Raw genomic sequence first — 16,775 nt, forward strand, 5'->3', positions numbered from 1 at the left:
CCCCGCGGCACGGTGCTGGTTTTCATGCAGGAAGTCCGGTTTCCCGCGATCGGCGGGTCGCCTGCGACCTGCAGCAAGAACCGGCCCCGCGCCGGGCGGCACAATGGAGCGGCTGCATGTTCCCCGCCATGTCTTTTTCGTCCGCGCTGCTGCAACGCTGCCTCTCCTTCCACCGGCGCCTGGCCTTCGTCGACCTCGAAACCACCGGAGGCACGCCCAACGGCGACCGCATCACCGAGGTGGCCGTCATCCAGGTGGACGAGGGCGGCGTCACCGAGTGGAGCAGCCTTGTCAACCCCGGCATGAGCATCCCGCCATTCGTGCAGGGCCTGACAGGCATCACCAACGAGATGGTGGCCGGCGCGCCGCGCTTCGACCAACTGGCCGACGAGATCGAGGCGCGACTGCGCGACCGCGTGTTCGTGGCGCACAACGCCCGTTTCGATCACGGCTTCCTGAAGCAGGAATTCTTGCGGCTGGGGCGTGCGTTCCGGCCAGCGGTGGTGTGCACCGTCAAGCTGTCGCGGCGGCTGTTTCCGCAGCACGCGCGCCACAACCTCGATGCGCTGGTCGCGCGCCACGGCTTGCAGGTGAGCGACCGCCACCGTGCGTTGGGCGATGCACGGGCGATCTGGCAGTTCTGGCAGGCGGCCTGTGGCGAGCACGACGCGGACGCGGTGCGTGCCGCGCTGTCTCACCTGGCCGACCGGCCGACGCTGCCTTCGCATCTCGATGCCTCGCTGCTCGACGAGTTGCCGGCCAGCCACGGCGTGTATTTCTTCTATGGCGAGAACGACCTGCCGCTGTATGTCGGCAAGGCGAAAGACCTGCGCAAGCGCGTGTGGTCGCATTTCCGCGCCGATCATGGCTCGGCCAAGGGCATGCGACTGTCGCAGCAGGTGCGGCGCATCGACTGGCAGCCGGCGGCCGGCGAGCTCGGCGCGCTGCTGGCTGAAGCCGCGATGATCAAGTCGCTCGCGCCGGTGCACAACAAGCTGCTGCGCCGAAACGAGGAGGTCTGCGCTTGGTGGCTGGACCCCGCAGGGCGTGCCCAGCTGGTGGAAGCCACCGAGTTGTTCCAGCACGCCGGCGACGGCTACTACGGGGCTTTCACGAGCGAGCGCAAGGCGCGTACCGCGCTGCAGGAGATGGCCGATGCGCACGGCCTGTGCCCGGCGACGCTCGGGTTGGAGAAGCTGCCGCCCGGCCGCCCCTGTTTCGCGCGCCAGATCCGGCGCTGCCAGGGGGCCTGCACGGGCGAGGAGGATGCTGCCGTGCACCGCCAACGCACCGCACGCGCGCTGGCACCGCTGGCCCTGCAGCCGTGGCCCTTCGACGGGCCGGTGGGCCTGCGAGAAGGCCGGCAGATGCACCTGCTGAACCGTTGGTGCTACCTCGGCACCGCCACGCGGGAGGAGGAGATCTGGCCGCTGCTCGAAATGCGCGCCGGCTTCGACCGCGACGTCTACCTGCTGCTGCAAAAGCGCCTGCCACGCTGGCCGCGCTCGGCGCTGCAGGTGTTCGACCCCGGCGCGCAGCTGTTCGCGGCCTGAGCGGACGGCCGGCGCGTCAAGCAGGGCTTACCACCGACAGGAATTAGAATGCAAATTAGTCGCATTTGAAATCAAGAAGTCGGTGATGAAAAACTCGTGCTCTCGCGGGGTGGGGCCCGCTGCGCCCAACCCGCTCGTCGTTGCTCTTGCCATGGCCGGGCTGTGCGGCGTGCCGGCCGCCCGCGGGCAGACCGTCGAACCTGTGCAGGAACTCGAAACCCTGACCGTGCGGGCTGGCGCTACGCGCAGCTTCACGTCGAACACCGTGCAGGTCGGCACTTTCCGCGACCAGGACCCGCTCGACGTCCCGCTGACGAACAATGTGGTAACGCGCGAGGTGCTCGATGCGCAAGGCGCGCGCACGCTGTTCGGCGCACTGCGCAACACGGCGGGCGTGACCCGCTCGCAGCTGAGCGGATCGACCTACGACAACATCTCGATCCGGGGCATCCTCGTCGAGAACCGCGGCAACTATCGCCTCAACGGCTCGCTGCCGATCATCAACCTGATCGACGTGCCGCTCGAGAACAAGGAGCGGGTCGAGGTGCTCAAGGGCGCGTCGTCGCTGTACTACGGCCTGGTGCCGCCATCGGGCATCGTCAATTTCGTCACCAAGCGCGCGGGCAGCCAGCCGGTCACGAGTGTCGCCACTTCCATCAACAGCCATGGCGCAGCGGATGTGCACGTCGACATCGGCCGACGCTTCGGAACCGATCAGTCGATGGGCCTGCGCGTGAACGCGGCCGCCGGCAAGGAAGACATCGGCATCGATAACTACAAGGGCGATCGCAGCCTGCTGTCCCTGGCGTACGACTGGCGCGTGGCGCCGGCAGTGAGCCTGAAGGTCGACCTCGAGCACTACCGCAAGGACGTCAGCGAGCAGGCGTCGATCGGGCTGTTCACACGGGAGGACACGGAGGAGAACCCCCGCACGCTGGTGGTCCCGAAAGTTCCCGGCAACACGAAGAACGTGGCCGGCGACTGGCAGCGCTACGACGCCGAAGCGACCAACCTGCTGCTGCGCACCGACATCTCCCTGTCGGACGCTTGGATCCTCACGCTGGAAACCGGGCGGGCGGTGACGAAGCGCGACCGGCACTACTCGAGCTTTCAGTTCAACACTGCGGAGGACGTCGCAACGGGTGAGGGCACCCTGGCGATCTCCTTCACCGACGGCCAGCGCTTCGAGAACACCAACCATCGCGTCGAAACCGTCGGCCAGTTCACCACGGGTACGCTGCAGCATGAGCTGACGCTGGGCGGCACCTACAACGAACGCGAAGGCGAACTGGGAGATTCCGGCAGCGCCACGTTCGCCCAGAACTACCATGATCCGCGCCCGATACCCGTGCTGCAGCCCGCCAGCTGGAGCTGGTCCGGCGACTCCCGCATCGTCGACAAGGGCGTGTACCTCTTCGACCGCATCCGCCTGGGCGACCGCTGGCAGGTTCTCGCCGGCGTGCGCTACAGCGACTACAGCAACACGACCGTCCGCACCACCAGGACCGACCGCTACAGCACGACGGACACGTCGCCCAGTCTCTCGGTGATGTTCAAGCCCACGCCGGACGTTTCCGTCTACGCAAGCTACCTGGAAGGGCTGGAGGAAACCGGGACAGCGCCGGCGAACCGGGCCAACGCCGGTGAAGTGCTGCCGCCAGCGGTGAACAAGCAGCGAGAGGTGGGCGTGAAGGCACGCGTGATGCGCAGCCTCTTCCTGCAGGCGGCGTACTTCGATATCCGCCGTCCGCAAACCACGATCGACTCCGCGAACCGGTTCGTCATCGGCGGCCGCAGCGAGTACCGCGGACTGGAGCTCTCCGCCAGCGGCGAGATCGGCCGCCGGTGGTCGATCATTGCCTCGGCCCTGCTGCTCGACGCCGAGATCAAGCGGACGAGCAACCCGAGCGAAGTCGGCAAGACGCCGGAGAACACGCCCAAGCGCACCTTCAGCCTCTTCGGCGAGTACAAGATGCCGGCGGTGCCGGGCTGGGCCGTCAACGCCGGGATGTATCACGTGGGCAAGCGCGCGGTGAACAATGCGAACGATGCCTACATCGGCAGCTACACGATCTTCTCGGCCGGCACGCGCTACCGTACCAAATGGAACGACACGCCGGTCACGCTGCAGGCCAACATCGACAACCTGACCGATCGCGAATACTGGAGCACTGCCGGCAACGGCCTGCTGGGCGGCGGGGCGCCCCGCACGCTGCGCGTTGCCGCGAAGTTCGATTTCTGATCGTGCCCGCACTGACGGCTCGTCGCTGCTGGCTGCTGGCCCACCGCTGGGTGGGCCTCGTCCTGGGGCTGCTGCTGGCACTGTCGGGCTTCACGGGGGCCGCACTCACGCTGGCCCGGCCGCTGGATGAATACGCGCATCCACAGCTCTACCGTGTGCCGTCGGCGGCGCAGCAAGCGTCGCTCGACGGCCTGCGTGCGCGACTGGAGGCCGAGTTCGGTCCCGGCGCCGGCTTCGTCTTCCGTCCTCCGCGACAGCCGGACGAGTCCTTGCGCGTCCTCGTGCGCGGCCCCTGGGACGGTGCCCTGTTCATCGATCCCGGCAGCGGTGTCGAACTGGGCCGTCGTGGCGAGCGGGAGGGCTGGCTTCATGTGTTGTTCGAACTGCACAGTGCACTTCTGATCGAAGCATCCGGGCGCGCCGTCCTCGCGATCGCAGCCGCGGCATACCTGCTGATGCTGTTGTCCGGCCTGGTGCTCTGGTGGCCTGCCAGGTGGCGGCATGCCTTCAGCGTGAAGACCCGTTCCGGCCTGACGCGGGCCTTGTTCGATCTGCATCGCGTCGGCGGGGCGACGCTCGGGGTGGCCGTGTTCGTCTCGGTCGCAAGCGGCCTGTACATGGCATGGCGGCCGGTGTCGGCATGGGTGAGCGCGGCGGCGGGGCAGGTGACGGTCCGTCCGCCGACGGTCGAGCGGCCGTCGGGCGCACCGGTTGCATCGCTGGATGCCATGGTCGAACGGGCACGTCGTGTGTTTCCGGAAGGAGAGGTCGGCTATGTGCAATGGCCCGGCCAACGGTCGTCGCCGGTGCGCGTGCGACTGCGCCTGCCCGACGATCCGCATCCCAATGGTCTGAGCTCGGTCTGGCTGCACCCGTCCAGCGGCGAGGTGCTCGCCGTGCACCGCTGGGCGCAACTCGACGCCGGTGCTCGGGGCTATTCCTGGATCTATCCATTGCACATCGGCGATCTCGGCGGACCCTTGCACCTCGGCTTCAATCTCGTGAGCGGGCTTGCGCTCGCGGGGTTCGGCCTGAGCGGCCTGTGGCTGTGGTGGCGCCGCCGCTGAGCAGAGCAGGCGATGCCGAAGCGGGCAGGCGACGGCGCTGAGGCGCCGTTTTCTCGACAGCGTCCCCTGCCGCGTCAGCCACCGAACAAGGCCACCCGCGTGACGTTGAGCGCCAGATGCAGCGCGACCGCTGCCCACACGCTGCCGCCGCTGGCCCGGTAGACGGCGGCGTAGGCCGACCCCGCGAGCGTGGCCAGCAGCATGAACACCGGCCCCATCGCCGCATGCGCCAGGCCGAACAGCACTGCAGTGCCTGCGACCGCCGCCACCGCGCCGAACCGCTGCAGCGGATCCTGCACCCAGCGGCGGAAGAACCACTCTTCCGCGACAGTGCCGAATGCATTGGCGACCGCGAAGCTCGCGAGCGCCGGCAGTGCAGCCGGTGCCCACTGCAAGTAGCCGATCGCCCATCCCAGTGCCGGAACCGCGATCAGGCACAGGGCCGCGATCGCGGTGCAGCGCCTGTTCCAGTGCCATGCCGAGGGCAGCATGGCAGCGGCTGCCAGCCCGCCGATCGCCTTGCCGACATTGATCGAAACGATGCCCCACGGCAGCCGGCCGTAGCCCGGCACCATCGACAGGCCGAGTGCCAGCAGCAAGGCGCCGGCGGCGCCGAAGGCGACGGCGGCCGGCCACCCGCGCCGGCCCCGCCCGGCATGCAGCAGGGCCGCGAGCAGCACCGCAGTCGCCATCGGCCAGGGACCGTGTGCGAGCCCGCCTGCATGGGCGACGGCGCACAGGACCGGCGCTGTCAAGGCAGGCGCTGCGGCGCGCAAGGGCGAGCGGTGGGGGCAGGACGTCGGCATGGCGCAAGCAGGGCAGGCGGGAGAGGCGGCGGAAGCCGGGGCGAGTATCTGCCGCAGGCAGCGCGCCTCGAGGGCGCTTTTTTGTGACTCGAAGCAACGAAGGCGCAGTGACCGCACACCTCTACCAACACTTTCAGTCCACTCCGCAAGTCCTTATTTTTGAAGTCTTTTTTACTCGGCGTTTGTGCGAAATCGTTTGTAAGTGCTTGATTTCATTGGACATTTTTAACGCCCGACCTTGACCACCCCTGGTCCGCGCGCTAAAGTGGGAGAAAGTGCAGATTAGTGGGTGATTGTGTCCAATTTTGTGTTCCAAGGGGCTTCGGCGTTGGCGCTGGACGCGAAGGGGCGGCTCTCCGTCCCGTCGCGCCATCGCGACGTGCTGACCGCCATGGCACAGGGGCAACTCACGATCACCAAGCACCCCGAAGGGTGTCTGATGGTCTTTCCTCGCCCGGCGTGGGAGAGTTTTCGCGACAAGATCGCCGCGCTGCCGATGTCGGCCGCCGGCTGGAAGCGCATTTTTCTCGGCAACGCCATGGACGTGGACATCGACTCGGCCTCGCGGGTGCTGATCTCGCCCGAGTTGCGCGCGGCGGCGGGTCTGACGAAAGACGTGATGCTGCTCGGCATGGGCAGCCACTTCGAGCTGTGGGACGCCGCGCGCTACGCCGCGCACGAAGCGGAGGTCATGCAGCAGGGCATGCCCGACGTTCTCAAGGACTTCAGCTTCTGACGCCGCCATGCAAGGGGAGCACAACACATGGCAGCACCGCACCGTCTTGCTGCACGAGGCGGTGGATGCACTCGTCACCGATCCGGACGGCGTCTACGTCGACGGCACCTTCGGGCGGGGCGGGCACAGCAGGCTGCTGCTGTCGCGGCTGTCGCCGCAGGGGCGCCTGCTGGCCTTCGACAAGGATCCCGAGGCGGTTGCCGAAAGCACGCGGGTCCAGGACCCGCGTTTTGCCATTCAGCACGACAGTTTCACGAGCATGGGCGAGGCCTGTGCGCAGCGCGGCATCGCGCAGGTCCAGGGCATCCTGCTGGACCTCGGGGTTTCTTCGCCGCAGATCGACAACCCGGAGCGCGGCTTCAGCTTTCGCTTCGAAGGCCCGCTGGACATGCGCATGGACCCGACCCGCGGCGAGAGCGCGGCGGATTTCCTGGCGCGCGCCGATGAAAAGCACATTGCGGAGGTGATACGCAACTATGGGGAAGAACGGTTTGCTGTATCGGTTGCAAAGGCGCTTGTGGCTCGCCGGGAAGGCGGGCGTCCTGTTCGAACCACAAGCGAACTTTCCGAAGTCGTGGCTCGTGCGGTCAAAACCCGCGAACCGGGCCAGGACCCTGCAACGCGCACATTTCAGGCTCTTCGGATTTTCGTCAACGCCGAGCTTGAGGAGCTCGAACAAGGGCTGAACCACGCCCTGACGCTGCTCGCTCCCGGCGGCCGCCTGGTCGTCATCAGCTTTCATTCGCTGGAAGACCGCATCGTCAAGACCTTCATCGTTCGCCACAGCCGCCACGAGGTGGATCGCCGCGCCCCCTTTGCACCGGTGCCCGAACCGCTGCTGAAGGCCGTTGGGCGCATCAAGCCCAGCGACGAGGAAGTGGCCGCCAATCCGCGTGCGCGTTCGGCGGTGCTGCGCGTGGCCGAGCGCACCGCGTCTGCCGACCGGAGGCGCGGATGACGCGGCTCAACATCGTGCTGTTCGCCGCGCTCGTGCTCAGCGGCCTGTACCTCGTGCGCGTGTCCTACGAGGCACGGCACCTGTTCGTCGAAGTCGAGCGTGCGCAGGTCGAGGAGCGCGCACTCGAAACGCAGTTCGAGCAGCTGCAGATCGAAAGGCGCGCCCAGGCCACCCCGTTGCGGGTCGAGAAGGTCGCGCGGGAAAAGCTTCAGATGCGCACGGCCACGCCGGCCGTCACGCACTACGCCACCTATGCGGGCGCTGCCTCGGCACCCGAAGCTGCCGCCTCCGGCGCGCAGGGGGAGCGGCCATGAAGTTCTGGCCCGCCAGCAAGTCCGGCAAAGGCGGGCGCGGCGAACGCGCCAAGCAGGCCCATGCCGTGCGCACCGTGATGTACGCGAGCAGCCCGCTGCTGGCGTCGAAAACCCCGCCCTGGCGTTCGAAGTTTTTGGTCGCCTGCATCGGGCTGGGCTTTTGCGTGCTGGTCGGCCGTGCGGTGTACATCCAGATCATCGGCACCGACTTCTACCAGCGCCAGGGCGAGAGCCGCTATGCACGCACGCTCGACCTGCCGGCCAACCGCGGGCGCATCATCGATCGCAACGGGCTGATCCTGGCCTCCAGCGTGCCGGCGCCATCGATCTGGGCGATCCCGAAGGACCTGGAGGCAAGCAAGACGCAGCGGCGCGAGCTGGCCAAGCTGCTCGGGATGAGCCCGGCCGAGCTCGACAAGCGGCTGAAGGACAACCCCAACTTCGTCTGGCTCAAGCGACAGGTCGACGAGCAGGTCGGCGAGCAGGTGCGGCAGCTGGCCGTCAAGGGCGTGCACCAGGTCAAGGAGTACAAGCGCAAGTACCCCGAAGGGGAGGCCGTCGCGCATGTGGTCGGCTTCACCAATGTCGAGGACCGTGGGCAGGAGGGCATCGAGCTGGCCTTCCAGGACGAGCTCGCCGGCCGCAACGGCACGCGCCGCGTGATCAAGGACCGGTTGGGCCGCATCGTCGAGGACATCGGCGAAAGCGTGAACCCGGTCGACGGGCGCGACATCGAGCTGTCGATCGACTCCAAGGTGCAGTTCTTCGCCTACCAGCGGGTGCGCGACGCAGTGGCCGAGCACAAGGCGAAGGCCGGCTCGGTGGTGGTGCTCGACGTGCAGACCGGCGAGGTGCTGGCGCTGGCCAACTACCCGAGCTTCACGCCGGGCGACCGCCGTAACCTGACCGGCGGCCAACTGCGCAACCGGGCGCTGACCGACATCTTCGAGCCGGGCTCGACGATGAAGCCCTTCGTCGCCGCGCTGGCGATGGACACCGGCCGCGTCAACCAGAACACGGTGATCGACACGTCGCCTGGCTGGATGGTCGTGACCGGCTCCACCATCCGCGACTCGCACCGTCACGACGCGTTGACTGTCGCGGGCGTGATCCAGAAGTCGAGCAATGTCGGCACCGTCAAGATGGCGATGCAGATGCCCGCGCGCGAGATGTGGGAGATGTTCACCGAGATCGGTCTGGGCCAGCGCCCGCAACTGCGCTTTCCCGGCGTCGTGACCGGCCGGTTGCGCCCGCACAAGAGCTGGCGCCCGATCGAGCAGGCGACGATGAGCTATGGCTACGGCCTGTCGGTGTCGCTGTTCCAGCTGGCGCGCGCCTACACCGTGTTTGCGCGCGACGGCGAGCTGATCCCGGTCTCGCTGGTCAAAAACCCCGAGCCGACCGGCGGCATCCGGGTGTTCACGCCGCGCACCGCGCAGGCCGTGCGCAAGATGCTGCAGATGGCCGCCGGCCCCGGAGGCACCGCGCCCAAGGCGCAGACCATCGGCTATTCGGTGGGCGGCAAGACCGGCACCGCGCGCAAGCAGGAAGGCAACGGCTATGCCGACAAGAAGTACCGTTCCTGGTTCGTCGGCCTGGCGCCGGTCGATCAACCACGCATCGTCGTCGCGGTGATGGTCGACGAGCCCAACGACGGCAAGTTCTATGGGGGCGATGTGGCCGCGCCGGTGTTCAGCGAAGTGGTGCAGCAGACGCTGCGCATGATGGGCGTGCAACCCGACGTCGACGTGCAGCCGCAGATCATGGGGCAGCCGGTGCAGGCGGTCGAGGAGAGCTTCTGATGACGCTGCGCACGCTCGCCTCCCCTCTGGCCGCGGTCGAGTGGCTGCGCTCGCGGGTTCGCGGCGAACTGCGTACCGACAGCCGGCTGGTGGCGCCGGGGGATGCCTTCATCGCCTGGCCCGGCTACGCCACTGACGGCCGGCGCTTCGTCGGCAAGGCGCTCGAGGCCGGCGCCACGGCCTGCCTGGTCGAGGCCGAAGGGGTGCGTGCCTTTGCGCTGGAAGACCTGTACGAGGAGCAGGTCGCGGCACTGCTCGACCTGAAGCCGTCGACCGGCTGGATCGCCGATGCCTATTACGGCGAGCCGTCGAAGTCGCTCGACGTCGTCGCGGTGACGGGCACCAACGGCAAGACGTCGACCGCCTGGTGGACGGCGCAGGCGCTGAGCCTGCTCGGTCGCCGCTGCGGACTGGTCGGCACGCTGGGCGTGGGCGAGCCGCCGTCGCGGTCGTCGCCGGGCAGCATCGCCGCGACCGGGCTCACGACCCCCGATCCCGTCACGCTGCACGCTACGCTTCGCCGCTTCGTCGACCGCGGCTTCCGGGCGTGCGCCCTCGAGGCCTCGTCGATCGGCATCGTCGAACACCGGCTCGACGGAGTGCGTATCGCGGTGGCGCTGTTCACCAACTTCACCCAGGACCATCTCGACTACCACGGCGACATGGACGGCTACTGGTCGGCCAAGGCGCAGCTGTTCGCCTGGCCCGGGCTGCGCCACGCCGTGCTCAATCTCGACGATCCGAAGGGGGCGGAACTGGCGGCTCAGCTGAAAGCGAGTTCGGTGGCGGTGACCGGCTACGCGGTCGACGCCGACGCCGACCTGCGTGCGAGCGGCATCGGCTATCGCGACGGCGGTCTTGCGTTCACCCTACACCAGGGCGCTGAGCAAACGTCCGTGCGCACCGCGCTGATCGGCGACTACAACGTTCACAACCTGCTTGCCGTGCTGGGCGGCCTGCAGGCACTGGGCCTGCCGTTGGCACACGCGGCAGCGCTGTGTGCCGAACTCACGTCGGTGCCCGGCCGCATGCAGCGAGTCGGCGACGCGCACGGCCCGCTGGCTGTCGTCGACTACGCACACACGCCCGACGCCCTCGACAAGGCGCTCGCGGCGCTGCAGCCGCTGGCACGCGAGCGCGGCGGCCGGCTGTGGTGCGTGTTCGGCTGTGGCGGCAATCGCGACACGACCAAGCGCCCCTTGATGGGCGGCATCGCGCAGCGTGGTGCCGACCGTGTGGTCGTCACCAGCGACAACCCGCGCCATGAGTCGCCCGAGAGCATCCTCGAACATGTTGTCGCCGGCCTGCATGCGAGCGACGCGGTGAGCGTCGTGACCGACCGCCGCGAGGCCATTGCGGCTGCGCTGGCTCAGGCCGACACGCGCGACGTGGTACTGATTGCCGGCAAAGGGCACGAGGACTACCAGGAGATCGCGGGCGTCAAGCACCCGTTCTCCGACGTGGCCGAAGCCGAGGCCGCATTGCAAAGGAGGGCCGCCGCATGATGACTCTGGCCCAGGCCCATACGCTGCTGCCGTCGTCGACGCTGGTCGGCGACCCGAACGTGCAGATCCTGCGCGTGCACAGCGACACGCGCACGCTGCAGCCCGGCGATCTGTTCGTCGCGCTGAAGGGCGAGCGCTTCGATGCGCACGACTTTCTCGCGCAGGCCAAGGCGGCCGGTGCCGTGGCGGCGATGGCGCACCACGGGCTGGCCGAGGCCGGCCTGCCGGGCCTGCAGGTTGCCGACTCCAAGCTCGCACTCGGCGACCTGGCGGCCGCCTGGCGGCGGCGCTTCCACCTGCCGCTCATCGCGGTGACCGGCAGCAACGGCAAGACGACCGTCACGCAGATGATCGCGGCCATCCTGCGTGCGTGGCTCGGCGAGAGTGCCTTCAATACACAAGGCAATCTCAACAACGACATCGGGCTGCCGCTGACGCTGCTGCGGTTGCGCCAGGACGATGCGGCCTGGCACCGCGCCGGGGTCGTCGAGCTGGGAATGAACCACCCGGGCGAGATCGCCTACCTCGCGCAGATCGCTGCGCCGACGGTGGCGGTGGTCAACAACGCCCAGCGCGAGCACCAGGAATTCATGGCGACCGTCGAGGCCGTGGCGCGCGAGAACGGCACGGTGATCGAGGCACTCGGCCCGACCGGCGTGGCGGTGTTTCCTGCAGACGAACCGTATGCGCCGCTGTGGCAGCAGCTTGCCGGCACGCGGCCGGTGCTGACCTTCGCCCGGACCGGCAGCGCCGACGTGACCGGTGAAGCCGTCTGGGCCGGCGATCACTGGGCTGTGATGCTGCACACGCCGGCCGGCAGTGCCACGACCCAGCTGCGCATCGCCGGGGCGCACAACATCAAGAACGCGTTCGCGGCCACCGCGTGCGCACTGGCCGCCGGGGTGCCGTTGGCCAGCATCGAGCGCGGGCTCGCCGCGTTCGAGCCGGTCAAGGGGCGCTCCCAGATCAAAGGTTTCGTGCGCGCTGGCCGCCAAGTCACGCTGGTCGACGACACCTACAACGCCAACCCCGATTCGGTGCGCGCCGCGATCGACGTGCTGGCCGAGATGCCGGGCCCGCGCTGGCTGGTGCTCGGCGACATGGGCGAGGTCGGCAACCAGGGCCCGGCCTTCCACCGTGAGGTCGGCGACTACGCCCGCCAGCGCGGCATCGACGCGCTGTGGACCGCGGGCGACGCGACTCGACATGCCGCGCAGGCTTACGGCCCGGCGCGGCATTTCACGCAGGTGCCTGAACTGCTCGCTGCGCTTGGCGGGCAGCCCGATGCGGCGTGCGTGCTGGTGAAGGGATCGCGCTTCATGAAGATGGAACGAGTGGTCGACGCCCTGGTCGCGCCGCCCGCCAACGACAACAACGACAAGGGCGCGCCGGGTGCGGCCGGCGCAGGAGCATCGTCATGCTGATCGGCCTTGCCCAGTGGCTGCAAGGCCTGTCGCCGGATCTCGGCTTCCTGCGCGTCTTCCAGTACCTGACCTTCCGTGCGGTGATGTCCGCATTGACGGCGCTGCTGATCGGCCTGGTGTTCGGCCCCTGGGTGATCCGCAAGCTGGCCGAACTCAAGATCGGCCAGCCGATCCGCGAATACGGCGTACAGGCTCACCTGTCGAAGAGCGGCACGCCGACCATGGGCGGCGTGCTGATCCTGCTGTCGATCGCAGTGTCGACACTGCTGTGGTTCGACTGGACCAACCGCTTCGTCTGGATCGTGCTGATCGTCACGCTCGGCATGGGCGCCATCGGCTGGGTCGACGACTGGCGCAAGGTCGTGCACAAGAACCCGGAAGGCATGCGCTCGCGCGAGAAGTACTTCTGGCAGACGGTGGTCGGCCTGGTGGCCGCGGTCTACCTGGCGTTCGCGGTCTCGGAGTCGTCGAACATGCGCGTGCTCGAGCTGTTCGTGCGCTGGGCGCAGTCGGGCTTCTCGAACCCGCTGCCGCCGAACGCCGACCTGTTCCTGCCGTTCTTCAAGACCATCAGCTACCCGCTCGGCGTCTACGGCTTCATCATCCTGACCTACCTGGTGATCGTCGGCGCCAGCAATGCCGTGAACCTGACCGACGGTCTCGACGGGCTGGCGATCATGCCGGTCGTGATGGTCGGCTCGGCACTGGGCGTATTCGCCTACGTGGTCGGCAACGCGGTCTATTCGAAGTACCTGATCTTTCCGTACATCCCCGGCGTCGGCGAACTGCTCATCTTCTGTGCGGCGATGGCCGGCGCGGGCCTGGCCTTCCTGTGGTTCAACACCCATCCGGCGCAGGTGTTCATGGGCGACGTCGGTGCGCTCGCGCTCGGCGGCGCGCTCGGCACCATCGCCGTCATCGTGCGCCAGGAGATCCTGCTCGCGGTGATGGGCGGCATCTTCGTCGTCGAGGCGCTGTCGGTCATGTTGCAGGTCACGTACTTCAAGTACACGAAAAAGCGCTACGGCGAAGGACGGCGCATTCTCAAGATGGCGCCGCTGCATCACCACTTCGAGAAGTCCGGCTGGAAAGAGACCCAGGTCGTCGTGCGGTTCTGGATCATCACGATGCTGTTGTGCCTGGTCGGCCTCGCGTCGCTGAAGCTGCGGTAAGGAAGAGATGAAGCAATTGGCTGGCATCACCGTACTCGTGCTCGGGCTGGGAGACTCCGGCCTTGCAATGGCGCGCTGGTGCGCGCGATGCGGCGCGAACGTGCGCGTGTGGGACTCGCGCGAGGTGCCGCCGCAGGCCGTGTCCCTGAAGCAGCACCTGCCCGACGCACAGCTGTCGACCGGCCCGCTGAGGCCCGATCTGATCGACGGCGTGCAGCTTGTGCTGAAAAGCCCGGGTCTCGCGCCGAGCGACGAGCGCCTGGCACCGCTGCTCGCGCATGCCCGGGAGCAGGGCGTGCCGGTGCAAGGCGAGCTCGACCTGTTCTCGCAGGCGCTGGCCGACCTGAAGGCCGAGCGCGGCTACGCGCCCAAGGTGATTGCGGTCACCGGCACCAACGGCAAGACCACGACGACTTCGATGGCGGCCCTGCTGATCGAGCGCACCGGCAAGCGCGTCGGCATGGCGGGCAACATCGGTCCCACGATGCTGCAGACGCTCGCCGAGGCGTTGGACCTGGAGCCCGCGGCCCTGCCGGGCGACGCCGGGCAGGACACTGCTGCTGCAGAGGCGCTGCCGGACGAGCCGGCCGCAGAACCCGACGCGGGCACGCTCGCGGTCGACCCGGATGCGGTCGACGAACACGCGATCGACGACGACGCGCAGGTCGACGGCGGCGATGTGGCAGACCTGCAAGCGATCGACCCAGCGTCGGACGATGCCGGCCCGGGAGCCCCCGAGGCGAGCGCTCCGCTGGTGTTGCCCGAAGACGAGATCTCGTCGCTGAACCTGGTGCCGCCGCCCGCGCCTGCGCCGGTGTTCGAGCACCTGCCGGACGTGTGGGTGCTGGAACTGTCGAGCTTCCAGCTCGACGGCGTGCAGGGCTTCGAGCCCAGCGCGGCCACCGTGCTGAACGTCACCCAGGACCACCTCGACTGGCACGGTTCGCTGCCGGCCTATGCCGCGGCCAAGGCGCGCGTGTTCGGCGCCGACACGGTGATGGTGGTCAACCGCGACGACCCGCTCGTCGAGGCGATGGTGCCGCCCCCGCAAACGGTCAAGGTCGGCAAGGGCCGTCCGCCGCGCATCGTCGAGCGCCACGTCGTGCGGTTCGGGCTGGATGCACCGAAACGCCCCGGCGACTATGGCCTGGTCACCGAGAACGGCATGGCCTGGCTGGTGCGTGCGATGGAGGCCGACGAGACCTTGAAGTCGGGCCGCACGCGCCGTCGCGAAGAAGAGGAAGAAGAACTGCACATCCAGCGCCTGATGCCGGCCGACGCGTTGCGCGTGCGCGGTCGCCACAACGCGGCGAACGCCTTGGCCGCGCTCGCGCTCGCGACCTCGATCGGCTGCCCGCTCGCGCCGATGCTGCACGGCATGCGCGAATACGCCGGCGAGCCGCACCGCGTCGAGTATGTCGCCACCGTCAACGGCGTCGACTTCTTCGACGACAGCAAGGGCACCAACGTCGGCGCCACGGTGGCCGCGCTCAACGGGCTGGGGCTGGACCGCGCGCCGGCCCGGCTCACGGTGATTCTCGGTGGCGATGGCAAGGGGCAGGATTTCTCGCCACTGGCCGAGCCGATCGCGCGCCATGCACGGTTCATTGCGCTGATCGGTCGCGATGCCGACGTCATCGAACAGACGCTGTCCGCCACCGGTGTGGCTTTGCAGCGATTCGACACGCTGCCTGCCGCGGTGCGCGGCTGCGCGGAACGCGCCCATGCCGGTGATGCGGTGCTGATGAGCCCGGCCTGCGCCAGCCTGGACATGTTCCGCAATTACGGTCACCGCGCCGAAGTGTTCGTCGCCGAGGTGCACGCGATGGCGGCCCAGCAGGGGGAGATCGCCTCGTGAGCGACACCACCGCAGCCTCGGGCTGGGACGCCTTCAAGACGCGCCTCGCGGGCATGGCCGGCAGGTGGTTCAGCCGCGGCGGCAACCAGGACCTGCCGGTGCGCGACTGGGTCTCCACCGGCCAGCCGGCGCGTGCGCAAGGCTTCGACCAGACCATGGTCTGGGTCATCGTCGCGCTGCTGGCGCTCGGCATGGTGATGGTCTATTCGGCCTCGATCGCGTTGCCCGACAACCCTCGCTTCGCACGTTATTCGCCGAGCTACTTCCTGAGCCGGCACGTCCTGTTCATCGCGATGGGGTTCGTTGCGGCGCTGGTGGTGGTGCAGGTGCCGATGCAGGTATGGGAGAAGTACGCGCCGTGGCTGTTCGTCGCGTCGCTGCTGCTGCTGATCGTCGTGCTGTTGCCCTTCGTCAGCAAGCCCGTCAACGGCGCGCGCCGCTGGATCCCGCTGGGCTTCATCGGCTTCCAGCCGTCCGAGCTCGCCAAGCTGGCGATCGCGCTGTACGCCGCGAACTACATGGTGCGCAAGATGGAGGTCAAGGAGCGCTTCTTCCGCGCCGTGATGCCGATGGCGTTCGCGGTCGGTGTGGTCGGTCTGCTGCTGCTGGCCGAACCCGACATGGGCGCCTTCCTCGTGATCGCGATGATCGCGATGGGCATCCTGTTCCTCGGCGGCGTCAACGGCCGCATGTTCTTCCTGATCACCGCGGTGCTGGTCGGCGCCTTCGTGGTCATGATCGCCCTCAGCGACTGGCGGCGCGAGCGCATCTTCGCGTACCTGAACCCGTGGGACGAGAAGTACACGCTGGGCAAGGCCTACCAGCTGTCGCACTCGCTGATCGCGTTCGGGCGCGGCGAGATCTTCGGGCAGGGCCTGGGCTCCAGCGTCGAGAAGCTGCACTACCTGCCGGAGGCGCACACCGACTTCCTGCTCGCGGTGATCGGCGAGGAGCTCGGCTTCATCGGCGTCGCGGCGGTGATCTTCGCGTTCTTCTGGCTGACCCGGCGCATCTTTCACATCGGGCGCCAGGCGATCGCGCTGGACCGGGTGTTCTCGGGGCTGGTGGCGCAGGGCATCGGCATCTGGATGGGCGGTCAGGCGTTCATCAACATGGGCGTGAACCTGGGCGTGCTGCCGACCAAGGGGTTGACGCTGCCGCTGATGAGCTATGGCGGCTCGGCCATCTTGCTGAACTGCATCGCGATGGCGGTGGTGTTCAGGGTGGATTTAGAAAACAGGCAGTTGATGCGAGGAGGCCGAGCATGAACTGCCTGCTTCGCCAAAACCGGCAAGGCACCGCGCAGCGGGGGCCAGGATGCGCAGCATCCGGTGATGC

The 16,775-nt window shown here is 68.2% G+C and carries 13 protein-coding genes; 12 read left to right on the plus strand and 1 reads right to left on the minus strand.

The features are described 5' to 3' along the window. The first annotated feature begins 128 nt into the window (after positions 1–128). From M8A51_RS04505 to M8A51_RS04515, 3 genes are all read left to right on the plus strand, one after another. Positions 129–1,553: a 3'-5' exonuclease family protein gene (locus M8A51_RS04505; RefSeq protein ID WP_251776927.1), complete on the plus strand. Its 1,425-nt coding sequence runs from the start codon at positions 129–131 to the stop codon at positions 1,551–1,553. A gap of 85 nt (positions 1,554–1,638) precedes the next feature. After that, positions 1,639–3,795: a TonB-dependent siderophore receptor gene (locus M8A51_RS04510; protein ID WP_251776928.1), complete on the plus strand. Its 2,157-nt coding sequence runs from the start codon at positions 1,639–1,641 to the stop codon at positions 3,793–3,795. A 2-nt stretch (positions 3,796–3,797) separates the two neighbouring features. Beyond that, entirely contained in the window at positions 3,798–4,862 is a 1,065-nt protein-coding gene (locus M8A51_RS04515; RefSeq protein WP_251776929.1) for a PepSY-associated TM helix domain-containing protein, read from the plus strand. A gap of 74 nt (positions 4,863–4,936) precedes the next feature. Here the strand turns inward: M8A51_RS04515 and M8A51_RS04520 are convergent, their stop codons facing one another. Then, positions 4,937–5,554 (minus strand): CPBP family intramembrane glutamic endopeptidase, encoded by a 618-nt coding sequence (locus M8A51_RS04520; RefSeq protein ID WP_251776930.1) that lies wholly within the window; start codon positions 5,552–5,554, stop codon positions 4,937–4,939. A 421-nt stretch (positions 5,555–5,975) separates the two neighbouring features. On the opposite strand from M8A51_RS04520, the gene mraZ reads away from it, so the two are divergent. From mraZ to ftsW, 9 genes are all read left to right on the plus strand, one after another. Continuing rightward, entirely contained in the window at positions 5,976–6,404 is a 429-nt protein-coding gene (mraZ, locus tag M8A51_RS04525; protein ID WP_251777044.1) for a division/cell wall cluster transcriptional repressor MraZ, read from the plus strand. Between the two features lie 7 nt (positions 6,405–6,411). Further along, entirely contained in the window at positions 6,412–7,362 is a 951-nt protein-coding gene (gene rsmH / locus M8A51_RS04530) for a 16S rRNA (cytosine(1402)-N(4))-methyltransferase RsmH (protein ID WP_251776931.1), read from the plus strand. Next, entirely contained in the window at positions 7,359–7,676 is a 318-nt protein-coding gene (gene ftsL, locus M8A51_RS04535) for a cell division protein FtsL (protein WP_251776932.1), read from the plus strand. The genes rsmH and ftsL overlap by 4 nt, the downstream gene beginning before the upstream one ends. A 77-nt stretch (positions 7,677–7,753) precedes the next feature. Continuing rightward, positions 7,754–9,478 (plus strand): peptidoglycan D,D-transpeptidase FtsI family protein, encoded by a 1,725-nt coding sequence (locus M8A51_RS04540; protein ID WP_251777045.1) that lies wholly within the window; start codon positions 7,754–7,756, stop codon positions 9,476–9,478. Further along, positions 9,478–10,983, plus strand: a complete 1,506-nt coding sequence (locus M8A51_RS04545) for a UDP-N-acetylmuramoyl-L-alanyl-D-glutamate--2,6-diaminopimelate ligase (RefSeq protein WP_251776933.1) — start codon at positions 9,478–9,480, stop codon at positions 10,981–10,983. The genes M8A51_RS04540 and M8A51_RS04545 overlap by 1 nt, the downstream gene beginning before the upstream one ends. Then, the gene (locus tag M8A51_RS04550; RefSeq protein ID WP_251776934.1) at positions 10,980–12,407 is read left to right on the plus strand and encodes a UDP-N-acetylmuramoyl-tripeptide--D-alanyl-D-alanine ligase; all 1,428 of its coding nucleotides are present in this window, start codon (positions 10,980–10,982) and stop codon (positions 12,405–12,407) included. Before M8A51_RS04545 ends, M8A51_RS04550 begins: the two co-directional genes overlap by 4 nt. Next, on the plus strand, positions 12,401–13,579 hold the full coding sequence (gene mraY, locus M8A51_RS04555) for a phospho-N-acetylmuramoyl-pentapeptide-transferase (protein ID WP_251776935.1): 1,179 nt from the start codon (positions 12,401–12,403) through the stop codon (positions 13,577–13,579). The genes M8A51_RS04550 and mraY overlap by 7 nt, the downstream gene beginning before the upstream one ends. A gap of 7 nt (positions 13,580–13,586) precedes the next feature. After that, entirely contained in the window at positions 13,587–15,437 is a 1,851-nt protein-coding gene (gene murD, locus M8A51_RS04560) for a UDP-N-acetylmuramoyl-L-alanine--D-glutamate ligase (RefSeq protein ID WP_251776936.1), read from the plus strand. A gap of 53 nt (positions 15,438–15,490) precedes the next feature. Next, positions 15,491–16,705: a putative lipid II flippase FtsW gene (gene ftsW / locus M8A51_RS04565; protein ID WP_251777046.1), complete on the plus strand. Its 1,215-nt coding sequence runs from the start codon at positions 15,491–15,493 to the stop codon at positions 16,703–16,705. The last annotated feature ends 70 nt before the right edge of the window (positions 16,706–16,775 follow it).

It is taken from the genome of Caldimonas mangrovi (assembly GCF_023721835.1).
Lineage (GTDB): Bacteria > Pseudomonadota > Gammaproteobacteria > Burkholderiales > Burkholderiaceae_C > Caldimonas > Caldimonas mangrovi.

What these genes read in the sequence shown, in the direction of transcription:
- M8A51_RS04505 (WP_251776927.1), top strand. Translation starts at nt 129, where the DNA reads ATGTCTTTTTCGTCCGCGCTGCTGCAACGCTGCCTCTCCTTCCACCGG.
- M8A51_RS04510 (WP_251776928.1), top strand. Translation starts at nt 1,639, where the DNA reads ATGAAAAACTCGTGCTCTCGCGGGGTGGGGCCCGCTGCGCCCAACCCG.
- M8A51_RS04520 (WP_251776930.1), bottom strand. Translation starts at nt 5,554, where the DNA reads ATGGCGACTGCGGTGCTGCTCGCGGCCCTGCTGCATGCCGGGCGGGGC.
- rsmH (WP_251776931.1), top strand. Translation starts at nt 6,412, where the DNA reads ATGCAAGGGGAGCACAACACATGGCAGCACCGCACCGTCTTGCTGCAC.
- ftsL (WP_251776932.1), top strand. Translation starts at nt 7,359, where the DNA reads ATGACGCGGCTCAACATCGTGCTGTTCGCCGCGCTCGTGCTCAGCGGC.
- M8A51_RS04540 (WP_251777045.1), top strand. Translation starts at nt 7,754, where the DNA reads ATGTACGCGAGCAGCCCGCTGCTGGCGTCGAAAACCCCGCCCTGGCGT.
- M8A51_RS04545 (WP_251776933.1), top strand. Translation starts at nt 9,478, where the DNA reads ATGACGCTGCGCACGCTCGCCTCCCCTCTGGCCGCGGTCGAGTGGCTG.
- M8A51_RS04550 (WP_251776934.1), top strand. Translation starts at nt 10,980, where the DNA reads ATGATGACTCTGGCCCAGGCCCATACGCTGCTGCCGTCGTCGACGCTG.
- mraY (WP_251776935.1), top strand. Translation starts at nt 12,401, where the DNA reads ATGCTGATCGGCCTTGCCCAGTGGCTGCAAGGCCTGTCGCCGGATCTC.
- murD (WP_251776936.1), top strand. Translation starts at nt 13,587, where the DNA reads ATGAAGCAATTGGCTGGCATCACCGTACTCGTGCTCGGGCTGGGAGAC.
- ftsW (WP_251777046.1), top strand. Translation starts at nt 15,491, where the DNA reads ATGGCCGGCAGGTGGTTCAGCCGCGGCGGCAACCAGGACCTGCCGGTG.